Annotated in this window: 17 protein-coding genes and 2 riboswitches; of the genes, 16 read left to right on the top strand and 1 reads right to left on the bottom strand. The window is 30.5% G+C overall.

The features are described 5' to 3' along the window. The first annotated feature begins 51 nt into the window (after positions 1-51). The 9 genes from mgtE to CP520_RS02680 all read left to right on the top strand — a co-directional run bounded on the left by mgtE (position 52) and on the right by CP520_RS02680 (position 14,586). Entirely contained in the window at positions 52-1,470 is a 1,419-nt protein-coding gene (mgtE, locus tag CP520_RS02720; protein WP_096862921.1) for a magnesium transporter, read from the top strand. A gap of 14 nt (positions 1,471-1,484) precedes the next feature. Beyond that, a complete protein-coding gene (gene trmB / locus CP520_RS02715) occupies positions 1,485-2,156 on the top strand; it encodes a tRNA (guanosine(46)-N7)-methyltransferase TrmB (protein ID WP_096862920.1) in 672 nt (223 codons plus the stop codon). A 214-nt stretch (positions 2,157-2,370) separates the two neighbouring features. Then, positions 2,371-2,434, top strand: a riboswitch (nucleoside riboswitch). 148 nt (positions 2,435-2,582) lie between these two features. Continuing rightward, positions 2,583-4,088 carry a BMP family ABC transporter substrate-binding protein gene (locus CP520_RS02710; RefSeq protein ID WP_096862919.1) on the top strand — a complete coding sequence of 502 codons (1,506 nt, stop codon included), beginning with the start codon at positions 2,583-2,585 and terminating at the stop codon, positions 4,086-4,088. 76 nt (positions 4,089-4,164) lie between these two features. After that, positions 4,165-4,226, top strand: a riboswitch (nucleoside riboswitch). 111 nt (positions 4,227-4,337) lie between these two features. Beyond that, on the top strand, positions 4,338-5,783 hold the full coding sequence (locus CP520_RS02705) for a lipoprotein (protein ID WP_096862918.1): 1,446 nt from the start codon (positions 4,338-4,340) through the stop codon (positions 5,781-5,783). A 321-nt stretch (positions 5,784-6,104) separates the two neighbouring features. Further along, positions 6,105-7,568 carry a lipoprotein gene (locus CP520_RS02700; protein ID WP_096862917.1) on the top strand — a complete coding sequence of 488 codons (1,464 nt, stop codon included), beginning with the start codon at positions 6,105-6,107 and terminating at the stop codon, positions 7,566-7,568. 2 nt (positions 7,569-7,570) lie between these two features. Beyond that, positions 7,571-9,112 carry an ABC transporter ATP-binding protein gene (locus CP520_RS02695; RefSeq protein ID WP_096862916.1) on the top strand — a complete coding sequence of 514 codons (1,542 nt, stop codon included), beginning with the start codon at positions 7,571-7,573 and terminating at the stop codon, positions 9,110-9,112. A gap of 3 nt (positions 9,113-9,115) precedes the next feature. Then, positions 9,116-11,764, top strand: a complete 2,649-nt coding sequence (locus tag CP520_RS02690; RefSeq protein ID WP_096862915.1) for an ABC transporter permease subunit — start codon at positions 9,116-9,118, stop codon at positions 11,762-11,764. Between the two features lie 2 nt (positions 11,765-11,766). Continuing rightward, positions 11,767-12,687 (top strand): ABC transporter permease, encoded by a 921-nt coding sequence (locus tag CP520_RS02685; RefSeq protein ID WP_096862914.1) that lies wholly within the window; start codon positions 11,767-11,769, stop codon positions 12,685-12,687. A 105-nt stretch (positions 12,688-12,792) separates the two neighbouring features. Then, positions 12,793-14,586, top strand: a complete 1,794-nt coding sequence (locus tag CP520_RS02680; RefSeq protein WP_096862913.1) for an oleate hydratase — start codon at positions 12,793-12,795, stop codon at positions 14,584-14,586. Positions 14,587-14,626: 40 nt separating this feature from the next. Here CP520_RS02680 and CP520_RS02675 read toward each other — a convergent pair whose 3' ends face one another. Then, positions 14,627-15,148: a hypothetical protein gene (locus CP520_RS02675; RefSeq protein ID WP_096862912.1), complete on the bottom strand. Its 522-nt coding sequence runs from the start codon at positions 15,146-15,148 to the stop codon at positions 14,627-14,629. Between the two features lie 108 nt (positions 15,149-15,256). Here CP520_RS02675 and CP520_RS02670 point away from each other — a divergent pair, with 108 nt between their 5' ends. From CP520_RS02670 to CP520_RS02640, 7 genes are all read left to right on the top strand, one after another. After that, positions 15,257-15,910, top strand: a complete 654-nt coding sequence (locus CP520_RS02670) for a hypothetical protein (RefSeq protein ID WP_096862911.1) — start codon at positions 15,257-15,259, stop codon at positions 15,908-15,910. Between the two features lie 44 nt (positions 15,911-15,954). Next, a complete protein-coding gene (gene tsaD / locus CP520_RS02665; protein WP_096862910.1) occupies positions 15,955-16,923 on the top strand; it encodes a tRNA (adenosine(37)-N6)-threonylcarbamoyltransferase complex transferase subunit TsaD in 969 nt (322 codons plus the stop codon). Positions 16,924-16,961: 38 nt separating this feature from the next. Beyond that, positions 16,962-17,756 carry a MurR/RpiR family transcriptional regulator gene (locus CP520_RS02660; protein ID WP_096862909.1) on the top strand — a complete coding sequence of 265 codons (795 nt, stop codon included), beginning with the start codon at positions 16,962-16,964 and terminating at the stop codon, positions 17,754-17,756. A 36-nt stretch (positions 17,757-17,792) separates the two neighbouring features. After that, entirely contained in the window at positions 17,793-19,028 is a 1,236-nt protein-coding gene (locus tag CP520_RS02655; protein WP_096862908.1) for an alpha/beta hydrolase, read from the top strand. Positions 19,029-19,041: 13 nt separating this feature from the next. Then, positions 19,042-20,409, top strand: coding sequence for an asparagine--tRNA ligase (gene asnS / locus CP520_RS02650; protein ID WP_096862907.1), 1,368 nt, complete (start codon positions 19,042-19,044; stop codon positions 20,407-20,409). 152 nt (positions 20,410-20,561) lie between these two features. Beyond that, positions 20,562-21,467 carry an RDD family protein gene (locus tag CP520_RS02645; protein WP_157755780.1) on the top strand — a complete coding sequence of 302 codons (906 nt, stop codon included), beginning with the start codon at positions 20,562-20,564 and terminating at the stop codon, positions 21,465-21,467. Beyond that, positions 21,436-23,643, top strand: coding sequence for an ATP-dependent helicase (locus CP520_RS02640; protein WP_211276329.1), 2,208 nt, complete (start codon positions 21,436-21,438; stop codon positions 23,641-23,643). The genes CP520_RS02645 and CP520_RS02640 overlap by 32 nt, the downstream gene beginning before the upstream one ends. Positions 23,644-23,695 lie beyond the last annotated feature (52 nt).

Genomic DNA, 23,695 nt, shown 5'->3' with positions numbered 1-23,695 from the left:
ACCACCTTTTTATTTTGATAAAATTATTTATATTTACAAAGGAAAACAGAAATGAAAGAACAAACAGAAATTGATCTCGAGATTAAGAAAGTCTTAAAATCAAATAATCAAAAAGCAATCAACTGTCTTCTTGATGGTTATCAAGAAGCTGATATTGCTGAAACAATCGACGGTTTAAAAAATGAAAAAAAATTAAAAGTGTTTAATGCTTTTAACCAAGAAAATAGACAGAAATTATTTCCTTATTTAGACCATGAAACTCAAGAATATATCATTGATAATTTAAATAATGCAAATCTAGAATCACTTATTAATAATATGTATAGTGATGACTTAGTAGATTTAATTGATGAACTACCAAAAACAACAGTTAAGAAAATTTTAAACGTAACCACAAAAGAAAAACGTAAAGAACTTAATAATATCCTTCAGCATGAAGAAGAAACTGCTGGAGGAATGATGAGTGTTAACTTCTTAAAACTTCAAAAAGATTTAAGTGTTGGTGAAGCAATTCAAAAAGTTAAAGAAGTTCATAACCAATTAGAAAGCGTTGATAATTTGTTTATTATTGACCAATTTGAAACATTGGTTGGTGAAGTTAAATTAAAAGAATTATTATTTAACGATGATGCTAAAAAACTTCAAGATATTATGGATACTTCAATTGTTTATGCGCCAATTGATACTGACCAAGAAGAAGTTGCCAATATGTTTAAACGTTATGACATTAACGTTTTACCAGTAATTGGTGAAGATAATAAAATGGCTGGAGTTATTACAATTGATGATGTAGTTGACGTTATCGATCGTGAAACAACAGAAGATATTCAAAAATTTGCTGGAATTACTCCATTTAACGATGATGACCCATTCAAAATTAGTGTTTGAAAAATGGTTTTATCACGTTCATTATGAGTAGTAATTTCATTATTACTAGCTACAATCGCTCAAATCCTATTAGTGGTTTTCTATAACGCTTATGGATTAGGAACTTTATTAGCTGATAGAACTACAAAAGAATTTGCAGCTGTATTTTTACTATCACCGATGGTTATTGTAATTGCTAGTGTTTGTGGATTAACAATTAATCAATCTACAAGTAATGTAATTCGGGGGTTATCACTTGAAGAAAGTGATAAAAAAGAAATGAAGCATTTAGTTAATAAGGAATTATTAACTTCAGTAATTCTTGCAGCCTTTGTTGTAGTAATAAACTTAGTGAGATTAGTTATTTTCTATGCTGCAGAATTCCATGAAGTATCATCAGAAAACTTATGATACTCTATAGCAACAAGTAGTGTTTCATTAGTAATTGTTATTATTTTAAGTGGTATTTTAGGAACTATGCTTCCTATAGCTGCTAAAAAAATGAAAAAAGATCCAGCTATGGTTTCTTCACCATTAATTAGTGGAATTATTGATATTATAGCTATAGCCGTATTTTTCGGAATCGGATTAGCTTTTTACTAGTAGGGAGATAAAATATGCGTTTAAGAAATAAAGCCTGAACTGAAGAATATATTAACGATCACAAACAATATATGGTTGAAGTTCATGAGGGAGAAAAAATTAAACCAGAAAAAGTTTTTGATAATAAAAACAATAAATTTGCTTTAGAAATTGGTTGTGGAAAAGGTGACTTTGTAATTGGTCAAGCTTTAAAACATCCTGATACAAATTTCATTGCAATGGAAAAAGAATCAACTGTTGTTGGTGTTGCTTTAAAGAAAACTGTTAATGAATATGAAGAAATGAAAAAAGATATTATTAATATTAAATTCTTAAATCATTACGCTGAAAAATTAACAGATATGTTTGAGCCTAATTCATTTGATATCATTTTCTTGAATTTTTCAGACCCTTGACCTAAAGCCAAACATTATAAGAAACGTTTGACTTACCGCGATTTTTTAGATAACTATTCACAAATTTTAAAACAAAACGGAATTATTGAAATGAAAACCGATAATGACGGATTATTTGCTTTTACTGTCGAAGAATTAGAAGAAAGACCTAATTGAGAAGTTCTTTACAAAACAACTGATTTATATAAAGATGAAGACCAATTAAAAGATAATGTGGCCACTGAATATGAAAAAAAATTTCATAATCTTGGTAAAAATATTAATAAGATTGTTCTTAAAAATAATAAGTAATTTTAATTCAATGGAGTAAATTTCCATTGAATTTTTTATTTTTGGAAAATTTTATTTTTTAAAAATGTGGATATCTCAACGAGAGTCAGTGTGCAAAACGTTTTAAAGAAAAAAGTTGAAATTTCTGCTTTCGAAATTAATCAATGAATTTAAATTTCTCTATGATTTTTAAATTTTATGAGTGTATATTCATAATTATAAAAGTTAATAAAAATCTTATATAGGGTAGCATAATGGGCTACTGACTCCACCCCTAATCCTAATTAGGGACTATGAGACATAAGCGATATCATGTTGTTATGTTTAAGAGGAGAAATTCTTTCAGTGGTGAAAGGTTCTCTTTTTATTTACCTAATTTGTCGCTAAAACCTTAGATTTTTTATCTTTTTATAAACAAATAAAGTAAAAAAGAGGTGAATTATAATTATGAAAAAATTTCTTCCAATTCTTGGAGGAATTGCAATTGCTGGAATATCTACTACTAGCGTTGTGTCATGTATTGCCCCGCAATATGCAGTTGGACCTGAAGGTGGGAAAGTTATGCTTTCATCTGCTGGAGGGAAAGTTGATGATCATTCATTCAATGAAGATGCCCGTTTGGGGATTAAAAACTTCGGTGAAGAAATGTATGATATGAACACTTCTAGAAATTATGTTGAAGCACAAGATTCTTCATATACTTCAATAGTTTCTGGATACAAACTTAGTCATTATAAAAAAGCTGATGCAGTTGTCTTACCAGGATTTACTCACATGGTTGCCATGCCTGCTGCAGCACAAATATTTAAAGACAAAACGATAGTTTTAATTGATGGAGTTGCTCCTGAAATTAGTACTACTGGAGATTATAAAAATGTTATTTCTGTTCTTTTTAACTCACAAATTGCAGGGCTACAAGCGGGATTTGATGCTGCTTATTGAGCAACTACAAAAGATGAGAAAACCAAAAAAATGATTGGTGATGCTAATGGTGATGGTCATATAACAATTGGAACATTTGCTGGGGCAACAAACAAATATGGTGTTGATAACTATATGTGAGGGATGTTGCTTGGTGTTTCATTGTTTAACCAACTAGATAAATTACAAGCTTTTGGTGAAAGAAGAACCGATGATAATGGAATTAGAATTGCCAAAGCTAAAGATCAAAAACTAGAAAACGTTACTTATGATCCAGACTGATGAACAAATTCATTTGGATTAAATGACTCAATTAAAAAAGGAATCACTCCTGCTTTAATTGATAATGAAAAATGTGACATTATTTTCCCAGTTGCAGGACCTCAAATTGAAGACGTCTTAGGTTATGAACCGAAAGTAAAAGGAGCTGCTAAACCTTATGTGATTGGAGTCGATGTTGATCAATCAAAAGCTTATGCAAACTACAAAGATAGATTTATTACTAGTGCAACAAAGAATGTTCACAGTGCTACAGTTGAGGCTCTAAAACGTTCTTCTTCATTAGCAAAAGCAAATAAGGCGGCTGGAGAACCAAACCCTATAAATTGAGATGGAACTTCTCCAAACGCTTTCTATAACTGGTCAATCGATTTATTAGATTCTAAAAATCAACTAGGAGAATGAAATAATGATAATAAATTAAAACGTCATAAAATGATAATTTCTCCTGGTGAAAATGGACCCGATGCAGATAAAGAAGGGGCGGTTGAAGTTCCTAAAGATGAACCAACTTTAATTAATTATGTTAATGAATTTTTTGCAAATGAAGTTGGACCAATTTCACAAGATTATATGAACGGTGATGTAATCACTAAATTCGCTAGAGACATTATCTGAAAATTCGGAACAGATAAAGGAATGGAAACACCAGCTGTGGCTGGAGCAGACGTTCCGCCACTAAAAGAAACAGACTTAAGCACAGACAAATTACAAAAAAATCTATTCTACAATGATAAATATATTGATAGATAGAAACAAAATGGCGAATTTTCGCTTTAATATAGATATTAAAATCAGATGCTCTATGCTAAAATTAAAATTATAAAAATCTTATATAGGGTATCAAAAAGGGATACTGTTTCTACCTCCACCTAACTGGAGACTATAAGAAAAGAAATCATTAAAATATTTATAATAATTTCTTTTCTTAAGATACAGTCTTTTATTTAAATCTCTCAACCTTACCCAATATAAATAATCTGGTAAGGAGTGTTTGAGAGAATGAAAAAGTTATTAACTATTCTAGGTTCTATTGGTATAGTTGGTATTTCTTCTACTAGTGTTGTTTCATGTATAGCTCCTCAATACGCTTCTGGAGTTGATGGGCAACGAGTTGTAATGGTAACTGATTCTGGAAACATCAATGATCATGCTTTTAATGAAGCTGCTTATGATGGAATGAGTGACTATTTAAAAGAAGAATATAACCTTTCTGCAAAACACAATTATGTTCAACCACAAGATGGAACAAACACTTCACTTGTATCTGGATATCGTTTAGCAAAACTTAAAAAAGCTAATGCTTTAGTTTTACCTGGATTTACTCATGCTTCAACAATGAGTCAAGCTGTAAAAATCTTTAATGAAGGCGAGTCAATTACTTTAATTGATTCTTCAGTTGATTATTCAAACCCAAACTTTAATCACGTTATTTCAATCCAATTTAATTCTCAATTTGCAGGAATGCAAGCAGCATTCGATGCTGCTTATTGAGCAACAACAAAAGACAAAGACAACAAAATGATTGGTGATATAAATAATGATGGTCACATTACAATCGGAATGTTTGGTGGAGCTCAAGATAAATATAGTTTAGATAGTTATTTATGAGGAGCTTTATTAGGGATTGCTTTATTCAATCAACTTTATGCTTCTGATAAAACTGAAAGTGTTTATAATTTACAAAAACGTTCAGAAATTTTAGTTGCAAATTCTCATGATAAAAAACTAGAAAATTTAGTTTATACACCAGGGATGGCTGCCAATTGATGAGTTGGGTCATTCGGGTTAAACGACTCAATCAAAAAAGGGATTACTCCTAACTTAATTGATAATCAAAAATCAGACATTGTCTTTCCTGTCGCTGGACCGCAAATAGAAGATGTCTTAAACTATTCACCAAAAGCAGATGGGGCAGCTAGACCTTATGTAATTGGAGTTGATGTTAACCAATCAAAACTTTATGCGAACCATAGAGATAGATTTGTAACAGGAGCGATTAAAAATATTACTTCTGCAACTGAACAAGCATTGAAACATTCTTATTCAATAAAAGATGAAGTTAATAATGAACTTATCTCAAGAAATCTTGAAGATTGCTGAGATGGAACTATGCCAAGACAGTTTTATAACTGATCAACTGGAATGGTTGATTCTAAAAACTCAAATGATGAATGAGAAAATGACTATAAAGTTAAAGAACATAAATTTAAATTATATGATGGTCAAGACGACCCTAATGATCCATGAGGCGATAAGCCTGTAAAAGAAAACGATCCTAAAGCTAAACAAACTTATATGATGAACGATGTAGTAGATAAATACGAAGCTTTAGGTGCTGTTCAAAATTACATGAATGGTAAAACAATCATGAAGTTTGCAGATGACTTAATTAACAAATTTGGTGTAGAAAGATTTATCTTTAATGTACAAGATATTTCTAAATAAAAATACGTTTACAAAACTTAATATTCTTTCTTTCAAAGATATTTTTTAAAAATCTTAAAAAATGCTTCCAATCTAATAAGAAGTTGATAAGATTATACTAATGAAAAAATAATAAGTTAAGAAACCTACAAGTTTTATTTGTGAAAATAATTCTTGATAATCCCAAGGTATACGAGGGAGTATAGGACGATTGGGTTGCAACTCTGCTAAGAGATATGCAAAAATCACTTCGCAGAACAATCTGAGAGTTTTATAACTTGGGAGAACTTTTTTTAGTTCTCCTTTTTTTTGGGAAAAATTTGGGTTTCAAGGAGGGAATAGATGAAAAAGTTTCTAACTATTTTAGGAAGCATAGGTTTAACTGCTACAGTTGGTTCTAATGTTGTTTCTTGTGTAGCACCTAAATATGCACCTGGATTTGAAGGACAAAGAGTTGTTACCATTACTGATGGGGGACAAATCACTGACCATTCATTTGATCAAGCTACATACGAGGGAATGATGAAGTACTATGATAGTGCTTATAATAACAACGATGTTGATTCAATGTTTCATGTAGACCCAAAAGATAATTATATTGTTCCGCAAGACTCATCAATTACTTCTTTATCTTCAAGCTATAGATTGGCAAAGCTTAAAAAAGCAGATGCTTTACTTCTAGCTGGATTCGTACACATGGCTCCGTTAGATAAAGCAGTTAAATTATTTGAAGATAAGACTATCGTGATGATAGACGGAAGTGCTCCAGACCCAGAAGTTAAAAAAACAGAAGGACCTTACAAAAATGTAATTTCAGTTCTTTTTAATTCACAAATTGCAGGGATGCAAGCTGGATTTGATGCAGCATATTGAGCTACACAAAAAGATGGCAAAGGGAATCTTTATGGAGCTACAATATCACCTGACCAAAAAGAAATCACAATCGGAATGTTTGGTGGGGTAACAGGGAAATACGCTGTAGACAACTATTTATGAGGGATGATGCTAGGTATAGCAGTATTTAATGAATACTATAGCCCAGAAAATGTATCAGCTAGAAATGTTAAAAATTCTACAAAAGAAGAAACAAGGGCAAAAATTAAGCTTGCAAATGTAACTTCAGGAGAAATCAAAGATGTAAAAATTACTGATCAAAATCCGAGTTTCTATACTGGTGGCTTTGAACTAGGACAAGCTACAAGATCTGGAATTGCTCCAGGTTTAATTAATGGAAATAAATCTTTAAAACCTGCTGATATCATTTTCCCAGTTGCAGGAAGTCAAATTGAAGATGTTATTGGTTCTTCAAGAATTAATTCTGTAGGATTCAAACAACCTTACTTAGTTGGTGTTGATGTAGACCAAGCGGGTGTTTATACAAACGAAAACGCTAAAGATAGATTTGTAACAAGCGCAATTAAAAATATTCAAGATGCTTCTGACCAAGCTTTACTTCATGCTTCTTCTTTAAAAACTGCAGAAGGTGAAGAACTTGTTGATAGAAAAGAAGTTTGAGATGGAACAAAACCAGACCCTTACTTAAATTGATCTATTGCGCAGACAAAAGGGAATAATAAAATTACTAAAAATAAATTACATTTATTTAACGGGGACGGAAATGCTAAAGTAACTGGCGATGATAAATTAATCGAAATGGTTAATAACTTCTACGCAAGTACAGGAACCAATGTAGGTGATTACATGGATGGAGCTAAAATTGTGAAATTAGCCCAAGACATAGTTAAAGCTTCTCAAGACGGGAAATTTAACTTAGTAAATGATAAAGAAAGTATAGGTGGAAAATAAATATGGACAATGACAAGTATGCTGTTGAAATGTTAAATATTACCAAAACTTTTAACAACGGAGCGATTGTGGCAAATGATGATTTAACTTTAAAAGTTAAAAAGAATCATATCCATGCTCTAGTTGGAGAAAATGGTGCTGGTAAATCAACATTGATGAGTATTTTATTTGGTATGTACCAGCCGACTTCTGGTGAAATTAAAATTAATGGAGATCCTGTAATTATTACAGACCCAATTAAGGCTAATCAATACGGAATTGGAATGGTGCACCAACACTTTAAGTTAGTTGATGTGATGAAAGTTTGAGAAAATATTGCCTTAGGTGTTGAAGATACAACTATGGGAATGTTCACAAACGCTGCAAAAATTAAACGTAAGATTACAAAAATCATGGATCAATATGGTTTATATGTTGACTTAAATGCGAAAATTGAAGACATTTCTGTTGGGATGCAACAACGTGTAGAAATTATTAAAATTTTATATCGTGATGCAGATATCATCGTTTTTGATGAACCAACCGCGGTGTTAACACCAAAAGAAATTGATAACTTATTAGAGATTATGGAAAATCTTAAAGCAAAAGGAAAAACTATTATCTTTATTACGCATAAACTTGATGAAATTAAAAAAGTTGCTGATGAAGCAACAGTTATTAGACTTGGTAAAAACGTTAAGGACTTTAAAGTTTCTGAACTAAAAGGAAATGAACTTGGTGAAGCCATGGTTGGTCGTAAACTTGTTGAAGTAAAAAACAAAAACCATGATTATTCAGATAAAGTTGTTTTAAATGTAATTAACTTAACTGCTAAAAAAGAATCTGATAAAAGAATTAATGCCGTTGAAAACTTAAGCCTACAAGTACATGAAGGTGAAATTCTAGCCGTAGCTGGAGTTGAAGGAAACGGACAAAAAGAATTAATTGAAGCAATCACTGGTTTAACAAAACCAACCACTGGTGCAGTTGTATTTAACGGAATAAACATTACTAACGCTCCAATTAAAAAACGTTATGAAATGGGAATGAGTCATATTCCAGAAGACCGTCATAAATACGGAATGATTATGGACTTTAATGTTTTAGATAACATTGTTTTACAAAGTGTCGGAGACAAACCTTTTGCAAGAGCTGGGTTTTCAAACAAAAATGAAATTGATAAATACGGACGTCAAATTATAAAACAATACGATGTTCGTGGAGCTAGAAACGGTATGGCTGTTTCGAGCGGATTATCTGGTGGTAACCAACAAAAATTTGTTGTGGGTCGTGAAATTACACGTCCTCATGACCTACTTGTAGTCGTACAACCTACAAGAGGATTAGATATTGGAGCTATAGAATATATTCACTCGCAAATTCTTGAAGAAAAAAATAAGAATAAAGCTGTATTGCTAGTTTCTTATGAACTTGGAGAAGTTATGAGTTTAGCTGACAATATCGCAGTTATCAATGATGGAAAAATTGTAAAAGTTTTACCAGCAGCAACTGCAAAACGAGAAGAAATCGGAGCTCTAATGGGTGGAGCAGGACAGGAGGACTAATGTATGAATAAATTTTTTATCAATAATTGAAAATTAGGAAAACGTACAAAAGATGTAGTCCTTTCCTATGAAACTAAACAAAAAGCTAAATATGTTAAAGGATCATTGTTCGCAATTATTCTTGGATTAATCTTGGCTGGAATCATTATTGCAGTTCAAAACGTAAACCCTTTTGTTTATTTAAGAGAACTGTTTAAAGTTTCTTTCTCAAGCTTGTTTATCGAGCAAACTTTCCAATGAATCGCCGTTTATATCATTGCTGGATTAGCGGTTGGAATTGGATTTAAATCAGGAATGTTCAATATTGGGGTTTCTGGTCAAATGTTAATTGGTGCCGGAGTCTCAATTATCTACTACAAATTAGGAGTAGTTGGACAAGGACACACAATGAATGCAGGACACATTATTGTTATCTTCTTAATTTGTGTGTTCTCAGGAGCCATACTTGCTGGAATTGCTGGAGCTTTAAAAGCTTTATTCAATATCCACGAAGTTGTTACAACAATTATGTTAAACTGAACAGTTTGATACCTATTAAAATTCTTATTCACTAAATATCAAAAATTAGCTGGAGATGGAATTAATACTAGTGCCTCAATGCCAGCCGATCAGTTAGCAATAAATGGAAGTAGTATAGCTATACCATTAATTATTGCTGTAGTGTGTTTAATTCTTGTAGCCATACTTTTATCAAAAACAGTTTTTGGTTATAAATTAAAAGCAGTTGGTTCTTCACCAAATGCTTCTAAATATGCTGGATTTAACGTTAAAGCAAAAATGACTGAAGCTATGGTTATTTCTGGAGCTTTAGCTGGAGTTGCATCATTTGTAAACGTGTTAACTTTAAACCCTAACATTGCGTTTTCAATTGATAACTTACCTTCAACTGGATATGACGCAATCGCAATTGCCTTAGTTGCCTTTAATAATCCAATTGGAATTTTCTTCACATCATTCTTATGAGGAATCTTACAATCTGGTGGATCAAGTGCAGCTTCATTATTCAACATGCCAAACCAAACTTCTAGTTTAGTATTTGGAATTATCGTTTACTTCGCTGCGATTTCAACTGTGTTTATGAACTACTACCCAATCTTAAGATTAAAAACTAAGATTGCTTTAGCAAGTTCAAAAGCTACAAGAGATGAAATTAAAGACTTAAGAAGTGAACGAAGTACCATTAGTAAAGAAATGATGTCTTGAAGAAAAATTCCAGACATTGAAAATTATAAAGAACTTACAAAAAGTGAAATTAAAGTTTTAAAAGCTGATAGAAAACAAACTCAAGATAAAGAACAAAAGTACTTAATTAAAAAACAAATTAAAGCACTTAAAAAACAACAACATGAGTACATTAAAGAATATAGAAATAATCTTAAAGAAACTCATAAAAAAATCTCTCAACAAATCAAAATAATTAAACATGATAACTATGTTGATAGATTAAATTCAGCAATGAGCGGAATTAATCGTCGTCAGCACTTATTACTACAACGCAGTGATAGTGACTCATTAACAAAATTAAGCCAAGCAAAATCTGACTTAGTTAATGAAAAAGACACAATTAAAAAAGCTAAAGAAACAAAATTACACGATAAAAGAATTCAAAAAACTAAAGTTAAAAAGGTTAGAGATTCAGCTTATCGTGAAACTAAAGCTTGAAAAGAAGGAACTTGTGGAGATATTACAGGTTACTATGATTGATTTAACTCAAATACCGAATTAAAAGGTGAAATTAAAAAATATAAAATTAAAACCCAAAATAAAATCGAATCTCTAAATGCTGATTACAAATTAGATAAAAAAACCATTTCTAGAAATAGAGATTTATCTCACGAAGAAATTAAACTTCAAGTAGCAGAATTAAAAGCTAAGAAAAAGAACAAAGTTGCTATTTTAAAAGAACGTTACAAAGTTTATAAAATTGATCAAAAAAATATTATTAAACAAAAATCTGAAGCTTATAAACATAAACGTAACAACCCAGAAATTAAAGCTGAAATTAAAAATATTAATATTGAATATAAACAAAAAAATAAACAAATTAATATTCGTTATAAAGAAGCTTTAAAAGCAATTAATCTTGATGCTAAAAACAAAAGAAAACAAATTAATGCAAGTGAAGCAAAACAACAATATGCTCAACTTCAACAATTTGTTAAAGATTACAAACAAGTTAAGAAAAACACTATTAAAAAAGGTGTTTATAGCTTAGCTATGATTTCTAAAATAAGAGAAGAATATGACTTAATGTTATACAACATTGAAAATGCTAATAACCAAGAATACTACAACGTATTTGATACAAGACATATTGTTTTTGAAAAGACTAAATTATACAAATGATTAGCAAAAGAACTATATTGAATTCAAGAAAGTTCAATTGCTTATCAAAACGTTGCAACCAATAAAGAAATTAAAGTTGATACTAAACAAGTTAAAAAAGTTTACAACGAAAACATTGGCTCATTTAGTAAAACTTATAAAGAAAAACGTAAATCTATTAGTAAAAATAAAGCACTAGATTCTACAACTCGCAGAATGCTATTAGATGATTGTGAAAGAGAATATGAAACTCACTTAAACAATTTCATAGCTCAAGTAGAAGCTAAAACTAGAACTAATCTATTGCTAGAAAGAGAGGGCCAATAATCATGTTATCATTCTTTGACTATGCCTTAGCCCTTTGTGGGATTCTCTTACTAGCAGCTCTTTCAGGATATGTTTCTGAACGAGCAGGAGTAGTTAACATCGGAATTGAAGGAATGATGAGCATTGGTGCTCTTGTTACTGCAATTCTTGGATCTGTTATTAATAAAAATGGAGGTCACAACCTCTCACAAATTTGAATTGTAATTGTCGGGGGAGTTGTTGGGGCTATCTTTGCCTTGCTGCATGGATTTGCTTCAATTACGTTGAAATCCAACCAGGTTATTTCTGGAACAGCTTTAAATATCTTAGCCGCTGGAATTGCAATGTTCTTTGCAACTTCAGGATTCTTTGGACCAAATGCTACTGATATTCCAACAAACTTTAAACCAATGTATGTTGATAGCAAACATGTTTTACCAGTTTGATTAATAGTTGTGTTAGCAATTACAATCCTATTATTCATCTTCTTTACATTCACAAAATTTGGAATGAGATATAAGATGGTTGGAGAAAACCCAAATGCTGTTGATGCTGCTGGAATTTCAGTTGTAAAATACCGTTACATCGCTGTTTTATTATCAGGATTCTTAGCCGGATTAGCTGGTGGAATTATGATTTGTACCATTGTTGGTGGGTGAATCTTTGGAGGAACCACTTTCGGATTAGGATTCTTAGGATTAGCAATCTTAATCTTTGGACAATGAAATATAATCTACATCACAATTGGATCAATTGCTTTTGCCTTCCTTTACACATTAGGAAACCAATTAGGAACTTTAACAACAAACGAAAGTTTGAAAGCTAACGCTGCTGCTTTCAAAATGTTGCCATATATCTTAACTATTGTAGTTATGGTTATTTTCTCTAAGTGGTCTCACGCGCCTGCCGCTGATGGTGAACCGTTTGATAAAGCCAAACGTTAATAAAAATAAAATACACACCTTGAAAGATACACTTTTAGGGTGTATTTTTTTATATTTAAATGAGATAATATGAACAATATAAAATAACTTAGGAGGTTAATATATATGTACAACAGTAATGGAAATTACGAGGCTTTTGCTAACCCAAAAAAACCAGCGCGTACTGACGAAATTAAAGACGTTTATTTAGTTGGTTCAGGTTTAGCATCATTAGCTGCTGCAGCATTCATGATCCGTGATGCTAAATTCCCTGGAGAAAAAATTCATATTTTTGAAGAATTACCACTTTCAGGAGGTTCACTAGATGGACGTTACATGGAACACCGTGGATGAGTAGTTCGTGGTGGAAGAGAAATGGAAAACCACTTCGAATGTTTATGAGATTTATTCCGTTCAATTCCTTCAATTGAAAATAAAGAATATTCAGTTTTAGATGAATTCTACTGATTAAACAAACAATACCCAAACTCATCACACTGTCGTTTAATTGAAAATAGAGGACAAAGAAAAGCTGATGATGGTAAATATGTTTTATCAATGAAATCAATCCAAGAAATCGTTAAATTAGTTCTTACTGATGAAAAAGATTTACAAGATGTCGCAATTAACGACGTTTTCTCAGAAGAATTCTTTGCGTCAAACTTCTGATGATACTGACAAACAATGTTTGCCTTTGAAGATTGAGCATCAGCAATGGAAATGAGACGTTACTTAATGCGTTTTATCCACCACGTTGATGGATTAGCAGATTTCACTGCATTAAAATTCACAAACTATAACCAATATGAATCATTAGTTTTACCTTTAGTAAATTACTTGAAAGCAAACAATGTTTCATTTGAATATGAAACTAGAGTTGATGATATTATCGTTGATTCAAAAAGCAAAGATAAAACTGCAAGTAAAATTGAATTAACTCGTGCAGGTAAAAAAGAAACAATTAACTTAACTAAAGACGATTTAGTATTTGTTACAAACGGAAGTATTACTGAATCTTCAACTTATGGAGATCAAAATACACCAGCGCCTAAAACTAAAGCTTTAGGTGGAAGCTGAAACTTATGAAAATCATTAGCTGAACAAGATAAAGCATTTGGTAAACCAGAAAAATTCTATGACACAATCAAAGAAAACTCATGATTTATCTCAGCAACAATGACTTTAACTGATGACGAAGTTATTCCATATATGGAAAAAATTTCTAAACGTGTGCCAAAGCCACACCAACCAGTTACTGGAGGAATTGTTACAGCAATCGACTCTAACTGAGAATTAAGCTACACAATGAACCGTCAACCACACTTCATTAAACAAGAAGATGGAACATACGTTGTATGATTCTACGCATTATTATCTGGTATTGAAGGAAACTACATTAAAAAACCTGTAGAAGACTGTACTGGAAAAGAAATCGCTCAAGAATGATTATGACACATGGGGGTTCCTGAAGATAAAATTGAAGATTTATCAACAAACCACATGATCACTGTACCAGTTTACATGCCATACATCACTTCATACTTCCAACCACGTGCTTTAGGAGATAGACCATACTTCATTCCAGAAGGATATACTAACTTAGCATGTATCGGAAACTTTGCAGAAATTGAAAGAGATACAGTATTTACTACTGAATACTCTGTAAGAACTGCTATGAGTGCTGTTTACCAATTATTCCAAGTTGATAGAGGAGTACCTGAAGTATTTGCTTCAGCCTTCGATTTAAGAACATTGGCAAAAGCTGCTTACTGATTAACAGATCAAAAAGATATTTCAGAAATGGACTTACCATTTATGGATAAACAATTAGCTAAGATTTTATCTAAAAAAGTTGAAAACAACTTCATTGGTGAATTCTTAACTGCAGAACACTTATTAAAACCAAAAACTAAAAAATAATTAAGTACAAAAAAATCCTGTTTATAGCAGGATTTTTTATTTATTTAGATAATTGTTTCATAATTTCATAGTCGTTATTAAATAGATGAACATTAAAGTAGAAACTAAATTCAGCTATAGCTATATTTGTAGCAAATAAGATTAAAACTATTCATCAATTATGTTTTGCAGTTTCAACTCAATTATTATCATAGGCACTCATTGTAGCAGTGATTTCTATAAAAAATAGGACTATAGCTATAAATAAAAGTCATAGATGAGCTTTCCAATTTACTTCGAATCTACTTCTTCTAATAATTTCATTTCCTTCTTGGAATTTATAAGTAATAAACAGATAAACTCCTGAAACGTAATATTTTGTTTTATTCAACAATCAAATGACCATTGCAACAAAAACATAATTCAAAACTATTAATATAGTGATAGGAATTTTTACTGTTTTTGTATCGATATCTTTCAAACTTAAGACAATTATTATCCCTACAAGTAGTAGAAATAATGAAATTATTGCTGTAATTATGTTGGTTTTACGAAGATCTTTTTTAAATATATTAAAATCCATACGTTTTCTCCCTTAATATTTCTCACGAATAAGTTTATTATATATTATTAATAGTTTCTAAAAAGCCTGTTTGGTATAATAAAAGTACAATAGAGAAATGGTGAAAACATGAAAAGCAATGCTGCAATTAGACCTTTACCCAAAGGGTCTACTAATTTAAAACAAACAAAAGAGCAAAACTATGAAGCTTTATTAAAGGCAACTGATAATAGTGAAATTGAAGCTCTATTTTGACAAGACATGTTAAGTGACTTAGAAGAAAAATATTCTCTAGTTTATAGACCTGGAAACGAAATGTTCCAAATTTATTACAAACCAGGGAAATCAAATGCTGCAAATAAAGAAATTTTAAATACAATTACCAAAAGAATTAATAAGATTAATGAAAATTGAGAAAAAATTGGTAAAACAGCACAATCATTTTATAAATATACTGACAAAGAATTATCTAAAGAATTAGAAGAAACTAGCAAAGAACTTAAAAAGTTAAATGACGAAAGAGAAAAATTTGCTAAATCTCTAAAATTGCCTTTATCTCCAGAAGATGAAAAAAAGGTTGATGAATATTCTAAACAATATGCTGAAAACAGAAATAAAGTACAAATGGACTTTGTAAATAATCCGCACGTTAAAAAAATGGATGAAATTCAAGTGAAGTATGCTAAAAAAAGACAAGAAATTCTTGCTAAATATATGAAGGGCGCATCAAAAGATTTTGATAAACTTTTAAAAGAACTAGAATTTAATGAAAAAGAAATCTAGAAACCGTGCTCAGGCATGGTTTCTTTGCGTAGGAGGAGAAAATTATGAAAATACTTGCTATAGAGTCTAGCTGCGATGAATTTGCTATAGCCATAATGGATGATGGTAAATTATTATGTAATGTTATTTCTTCACAAATTGACCAACATAAAGAATATGGGGGAGTCGTTCCAGAACTTGCTGCTAGATTACACTTACAAAATAGTGGATGAGTTCTTAGAGAAGCACTAGAACAATCAAAAATTAATATTGAGGATATTGATATGGTTGCCTATACGGCAAAACCTGGTTTGATTGGTTCATTAATAATTGGAAAAGTTGTGGCTGAAACTATAGCTATGTATATCAATAAACCTTTAGTGCCACTTGATCATATTGAAGGACATATATATGGTGCTGCTATAGACCATAATTTCGAATATCCTGTTCTTGCTATGGTAGTAAGTGGGGGGCATACACAAATTGAAATAGTAAATTCTCCAATGGACTTCAAAATAATTGGTGCAACTGAAGACGACGCAATTGGTGAATGCTATGACAAAGTCGCTAGAGTAATGGGATTAGAGTATCCTGGAGGACCGTTGATTGATAAACTGGCTCAAACAGGAAATCCAGAAAGATATAAATTACCATTAGCTAAAAACGATGACAGCTATGACTTTTCTTATTCAGGATTGAAAACAGCTACTATAAATTTAATCCATAATGCCGAACAAAAAGGTGAAGAAATAAATAAGAATGATTTAGCTGCTTCATTCCAAAAGAGTGCTATAGAAATAATAAAAATTAAATTAAATAGAGCTATAGAACAATATAGACCAAAAACTTTAACTGTAGCAGGAGGAGTTAGTGCTAATTCATTAATGCGTAAAACTATTTTAGAACTCGGAAAAGATCATAATATAAAAAATACAATAATACCTGAAATGAGCTATTGTACTGATAATGGAGCAATGATCGCAAAACTTTGTTACGAAAAGGAAATGTTCCAAAATAAGAATAAAATAAGGTAAAATTAAGATAATTAAAAATAGTATAAGGAAGCTTGTAAATGAAATCATTTTTTGGAAAACTCGCAATGATTGACGAAAAAAAACTGACACATCGTGAGAAACAGATAGTTAAATATATTCGTGATAATTTGCAAGCAATTGTAAGTAACGAAATGAAAATCGAACGTCTGGCTCAAGAAGCTGGAACTGGGTATAGTGCCATCTATGGCTTACTTCAAAAAATTGGAATTCATGGGTATAGAGATTTTATACTAGCACTTACAACTGATGCAGAAAACGCAAAAATGGATATTGCTAATAATGATGAGTTAGTAGCTGAAGATTTGATTCAATTAATTCGTCAAAATCATTCTGTAATTGACAAAAAAAATATTAATAAGACACTTACTCTTATTAGAAAATCACGACGAATTTTTATTAGTTATTGAGAAAATGAATTGATGAATCCGGCTGAAGAATTAGAAAGTTTTCTCGTAGGACAAAACGCTGATGTTTATTTAGTTAACAATGACTCGCAAACAATTCAAAATCGTGCTGATCATGCAAGAAATGGAGATTTATTTATTTTTTATAGTATGGTAAGTAATGGTGAAAAACTTCAAAAAATCATGGCTACAATTAAAGATAAAGGTGCAAACATTATTCTAATTTCTGCTCGTATAGCTGCTACACCTATATCAAGACTTTCAGATTCAATTCATACATTGATTACAACTTATGGCGACCCAAAGAAAAAGAATGCTACTTATCTTTCCAAAAACATACCTTTCTTATATTTTAATGACTTGTTAATTTATCATTTCGTTAATACAAAAGATGAACACGGGTATTAAAAAAATACTTTCAAAAAATAGAAAGGGTTCATAATCATGGCTAAACAAAAAACAGAATACAAAGACAAAAAGTCTAATAAAAAAGCAGACAAATTAGATCAAAGCTTAAATGAACCAGGAGTAACTGATTCTAAAAGAAAAGAAGAAAAGATAATTGATGATAGAATTGATAATTCTAAAAATCCATTTATTAAATCTAAAACTTTAGAAGACTTCATAAATAAACTTTATGTCGATAATAGTATTCCTATGCGATATAACGATAAATTTAAAAATACATCAATTCCGAAAATGAATCGTTTGATGATTGATTTCTTTAAACAACCAGACATGGTTATTTCGCAAACCAATAATATTATTCCGTTTAGATTTTATTCAAATGATGGAATCACTTTGAATGGACTACAATACATTTCAAATAAAACATCAAATAAATGAATTATATCTACTCATGATTTTGGTCAAAATAAATATTGAGCTTTATTCTTCGCAAAACCATTTATTGAATTAGGTTACAACATTCTTTCATTTGACTTCAGAAATCATGGGGACAACAAAGAAGAACAACCAATTACTTTAGGGCAACTTGAAACAATTGACACTAAATCAGCGTTAGAATGATTAGTCGAAAATAAACATCCTGACTACATTGGTTTAATGGGTGTTGGTTTAGGAGCTTACACTATTAATAATTTATTTATTGAAAATAATGATTTGTTTATTAGTAGCAATGTTAAATTTTCAGTTTGTGAATCAACTTATCACTCAGTTGAAAGTTTAATTATTAACCAACGAAGAAAATGACGATACATTTATGAAACACCATTTGTTAAACAAACAGCAAAAAGAGTTCATAAAATCATGAAAGCTGCTAAAAAAGAAGAGCATGTTGATTTAAAAGAAAACAATTTACTTGTAAAATTAAATCAGAAGAAGAATACTTTGAAGTATGTACCATTTTTCTATACCAACTCATCAATTAATACGTTGGTACCTGCAAAAGACTCATATGAATTAATTATTGATAGAGAGTTTTTTAAACAATCAGAAAATAAAGATAAAATCGTGATTTATGATTTTTCACAATCACGTCTTATTTTCAAAGATCACTTCAAAAAAAATATGAGAGAAATCATCGATTTTGAAAACGTAATCATAGGCGATGATAAACTAACTGAAGAAGTGATTAAATCAATGCAATTAACAGATGAAGATATTGCTAAATCTGGTGAAGAATCAAACGAGTTAATTACATTTGTACACCAATCTTAAGGAGAAATAAATTATGGATATTAGAGAGTTATATATTAAACCACAAGAGGGAGATAAAGTTACTTTTTTAGGAAGAGTACGTTCAAATCGTGCTGGTAAAAAAGTTTCATTCTTGGTAGTGAATGATGGAACTACAATGAATGATGCGCAAATTGTCTATAAAGATGATTTAAAAAATTATGAAGAAGCATCAAAAATTAGAGTTGGGTCAATTGTTGAAATTCAAGGAACAATTCATTTAACACCTGACCGTCCTCAACCATTTGAAATTCAAGCTACAAGTATTGAATGTTTAGATGAAGCAATTGAAGCATACCCGCTACAAAAAAAAGAACACTCATTAGAATACTTACGTGAAATTGCTCAATTAAGAGCTAGAACTAAAACTTTTAATGCAGTATTTAAAATCAGAAGTATAGCAGCCTTTGCTATTCACAAATTCTTCCAATCACAAAACTTTGTTTATGTTAATACACCAATTATTACATCAAACGATGCTGAAGGTGCTGGAGAAGAATTTGGAGTTATTACTTATGATTCTAAAAATAATCCATTAACAACTGACTTCTTTAATAAAAAGGCTTCATTAACTGTTTCTGGACAATTAAATGCAGAAGCTTTTGCTCAAGCATTTAAAAAAGTTTATACATTCGGTCCTACTTTCAGAGCTGAACAATCATTTACTTCTAGACACGCAAGTGAATTTTGAATGATTGAACCAGAAGTTGCTTTTAATACTTTAGAAGATAATATTGAATTAATTGAAGCAATGTTAAAATACATTTTCAAAGATGTATTAGAAAATGCCAAAGAAGAATTAGAATTTTTAGATGAAAATGTTGAAAAAGGTCTAGTTCAAAAGCTGGAAAAACTTTCAACTGAAAAATATGTCGTTAATACTTATGAACAAGTAATTGAAATGCTTAAAAAAGCAGTTGATAACAAAGAAGTTAACTTTGAAAACAATGATATTCACTTTGGTTTGGATTTAGGAACAGAACATGAACGCTACTTATGTGAAGTAATTAATAAAGCTCCAACATTTGTAACAAATTATCCTAAAGATATTAAAGCTTTCTATATGAAATTAAATCCTGATGAAAAAACTGTTGCTGCAGTTGACTTATTGGTTCCTGGAATTGGAGAACTAGTAGGTGGATCAGAACGTGAAGGAAGTTTTGATAAACTAATGAAACGTTGTGAACAAATGGGAATTGATCCAACAGAACTTGATTGATACATTCAATTACGTCAATATGGATATTATAAATCTGCTGGATTTGGACTTGGATTTGAACGTTTAATTATGTACATTACTGGTATGACAAACATTAGAGATGTTATTCCTTACCCAAGAACACCAAAAAACTTATTATTCTAATAATAATTAAATAGGCTAAAGCCTATTTTTATTTTCCATTTTCTAGTTAATAAAGGTGTAAGATTTAAAAATCTGAATAGTGTAAAATTAATTTAAAGAATATATTTTAGAGATATTTTTTATCTCTAAAAGAAGTTATGAGAGAAGTTAATATGAAGAACGAAATTAATAAAATAGATAATAGCGTTTCAACAAATGTTAATAAAGAACAGAATAAAGATGAAACATATGCTTTAGCAAACGTTTGAAGAATCTTTTGATGCAGATGTGTTGATATAATCTTATCTGCTATTCCCGGATTTGTAGCTTCTGGGATCACTGGACAATATGTTTATGAATCACAAGAATGATTGCCAACTGTTATAAATTTAAGTGTCGGTTTAGTAGCTATAATTATTTATTTTATGGTTATTCCAATGTGTTGCAATGGTAATACATTAGGAAAATTAATGTTTGGAATTAGGCTTAAGAGACAAGATGGTATAGCAGGAAATCATAAACCAAAATGATATATGCTTATAGCCAGAGAATCTTATTTTTTATTGATTCCTTGAGCTGTAGCCTTAATTTTCTTTATTGTAGCTATAGTCGTAATGAAAGAATCAGCACCATCTACAGATGCTGATAGAAACGCTAAAGGTTCTGTTAATGTCGGAGCTATGATTATTTATCAATTAGGTTATGTATTTTACTTCTTATGATTTGTTTTCCTATGTGTTTCAATAAAGGTTCAACCGAACCATCAATCGGGTTTAGATATAAAATTTAAGTTATTTGATGTTTATAAAAATCCTGTTGGAACTGTTAAAACAAAAGTTACTAAAAAAGAAGTCCTTGACAGAGGAGACCATCACGTTGCTTTAACTGATATGCCAGGTAATTTTGACAATGGATTGGTAACTGAAGTTAAAACAAAAGAAAAAGTTGACTATGAAAAAACTATTAACTTAGATGACTTAGATGTAAAACCTACCGATTCTAAAAAGATAACTTCTAAAACAAAAATCGAAGAAATAGAACATCATAATGACAAAGACAATGATGATTGAGGAGATTAAAATGAATGAATTACAAAAACAACTTGATTCGTTAAACGCAAAGCAATTAAGTGCAGTTGTATATAATGATGGCCCTTTAAGAATCATAGCTGGAGCTGGTTCAGGTAAAACAAAAGTTATCACTACAAAAATAGCCTATTTAGTTGAAGAGTTAAAAGTTCCCAGCTACAAGATTATAGCCTTAACTTTTACAAATAAAGCTGCTGCTGAAATGAGAAATCGTGTAGAAGGAATGCTAGGTAACGATAGAAGAATTAACCCTTTTATTTCTACATTTCATTCCTTTTGCTATAGAGTTCTAAGAGAAGATGGTACAGCTATAGGACTACAAAAGAATTTTTCTATTATTGATACTGCTGATCAAAAAACTATAGTCAGAAAAATTATGAAAGATAATGGCATAGATAAAAAAGGCTATTCAAAAGCTGAGAAAAAAGCCTTAACTTCTATAGAAAATTGAAAGAACAATTTTTTAACCCCTGACAAAGCAATTGAATATTCGGTTAGACCAGAAGAAAAAGACTATGCATTAGTTTATAGAGAATATCAAAAATACCTTGATGAAAATAATTATGTTGACTTCAATGATTTACAATTAAAAACTTATGACTTATTTGAGTCTAATCAACAAATTAGAGACAAATGAGCTTCAAAATTTGAGTATGTAATGGTTGATGAATTTCAAGATACAAACCAACTTCAATTCGAATTGATTCAAATGTTAACATCAAAAACTAAAAACCTAACAGTTGTTGGAGACCCCGACCAAACGATTTATACATGACGTGGTGCCAAGGTTGATATTATTCTTAACTTTGAACGTACCTATAAAGAAGCGAAAACCATTGTTCTTGATAGAAATTATCGTTCAACAAAACAAATCCTTGATATTTCCAACGATTTTATTAGTCACAATACCAATAGACAAAAAAAAGAACTAGAAACTGATGTTAATGGAGAAAAAGTTATAGTTCATGAATCAATTACGCAACAGGGTGAAGCTGAATATGTAGCCAAAGAAATTCAAAAATTAGTAAAAACAGGTAAATACGACTATAGTGATTTCTTTATTTTATATAGAATGAATGCTTGATCAAGAGAATTTGAACATGCTTTAGAAAGTAGACATATTCCGTATCAATTAATTGGTGGAATTAGATTCCGCGATCGTAAAGTAATTAAAGATGCTACAGCTTTCTTAAGAGCTATAGCTTTGGAAGATAATATTTCTGTAGAAAGAATTTTAAAAAACACTCCAAAAGTTGGAGATGTGACTATAGAGAAAACATTAAATTATGCAAATGCTAATGGCATGTCAATGTTTACATTATTAACTGACCATATGGATGATGCAGAAAAAATTAGTAAATATTTAAGACCACTTGGTGAAATTCTTCAAAAAGGTAAACAAAAATTTAATAATAATGACGCGCCAGTAAATATTCTTAAATATTTATTAAAAGAATCTGGTTTTGAAGAGAGAATTAAGCTGCTTTCTAAAAATGAAGAAGATCAAGAATACATTGAAGCTTTTTATGACCAACTAAAAAGATTTGATGATAATTTTGACCCTGAATTCTATGATGAAGAAAATAAACTAATGGCTTTCTTACAAGAAGAATCATTAGGCGGAGATGTTGATGAAGAAGTCGTTAATAAAGTAACTTTATTAACAGTTCACGCTTCAAAAGGTTTAGAAAATAAGGTTGTTTTCGTTTCAGGATTAAGTACTGGCATTTTCCCATCAAAACGTTCTGCATTAGACGAAAATCAATTAGAAGAAGAACGTAGAGCTCTTTATGTCGGAATGACTAGAGCTGAAGAACTATTATATTTAACATACGTTCAAGGTGAATTTTCATTTATTGCTAATCAAAATTTAGGGGCTTCAAAATTCTTAAAAGAATTAGATCCAAAATTCTATAATCTTGAAAAGTCTATAGGAACTTCATTGAATAGTGAGTTTGTAAAACCCAGAAAAAGTGAAGAACCTAATAGAGCTACAACAAGCTCTGAAGGATATCAAAAAGGTGACATTGTGGAACATATAATGTTTGGGTCAGGTGTAGTTGTAAAACTTGTTGAAGGAGACCAAATTCAAATTGCTTTTAACAATCCAAGTTATGGTGTTAGAGTTATTCCTTCATCATCATCTGCAATTAAAAAATCACAATAGTTTCTAAAAACATTTTCAATGTTAGATTTTTAACTATAATGGGTTAAAATAT

The sequence above is a fragment of the Mesoplasma lactucae ATCC 49193 genome (assembly GCF_002441935.1).
In the GTDB taxonomy this organism is placed as follows: domain Bacteria; phylum Bacillota_I; class Bacilli_A; order Mycoplasmatales; family Mycoplasmataceae; genus Edwardiiplasma; species Edwardiiplasma lactucae.
The sequence above is the reverse complement of the archived record's forward strand: the minus strand, read 5'-3'. Positions and strand labels throughout refer to the sequence as shown.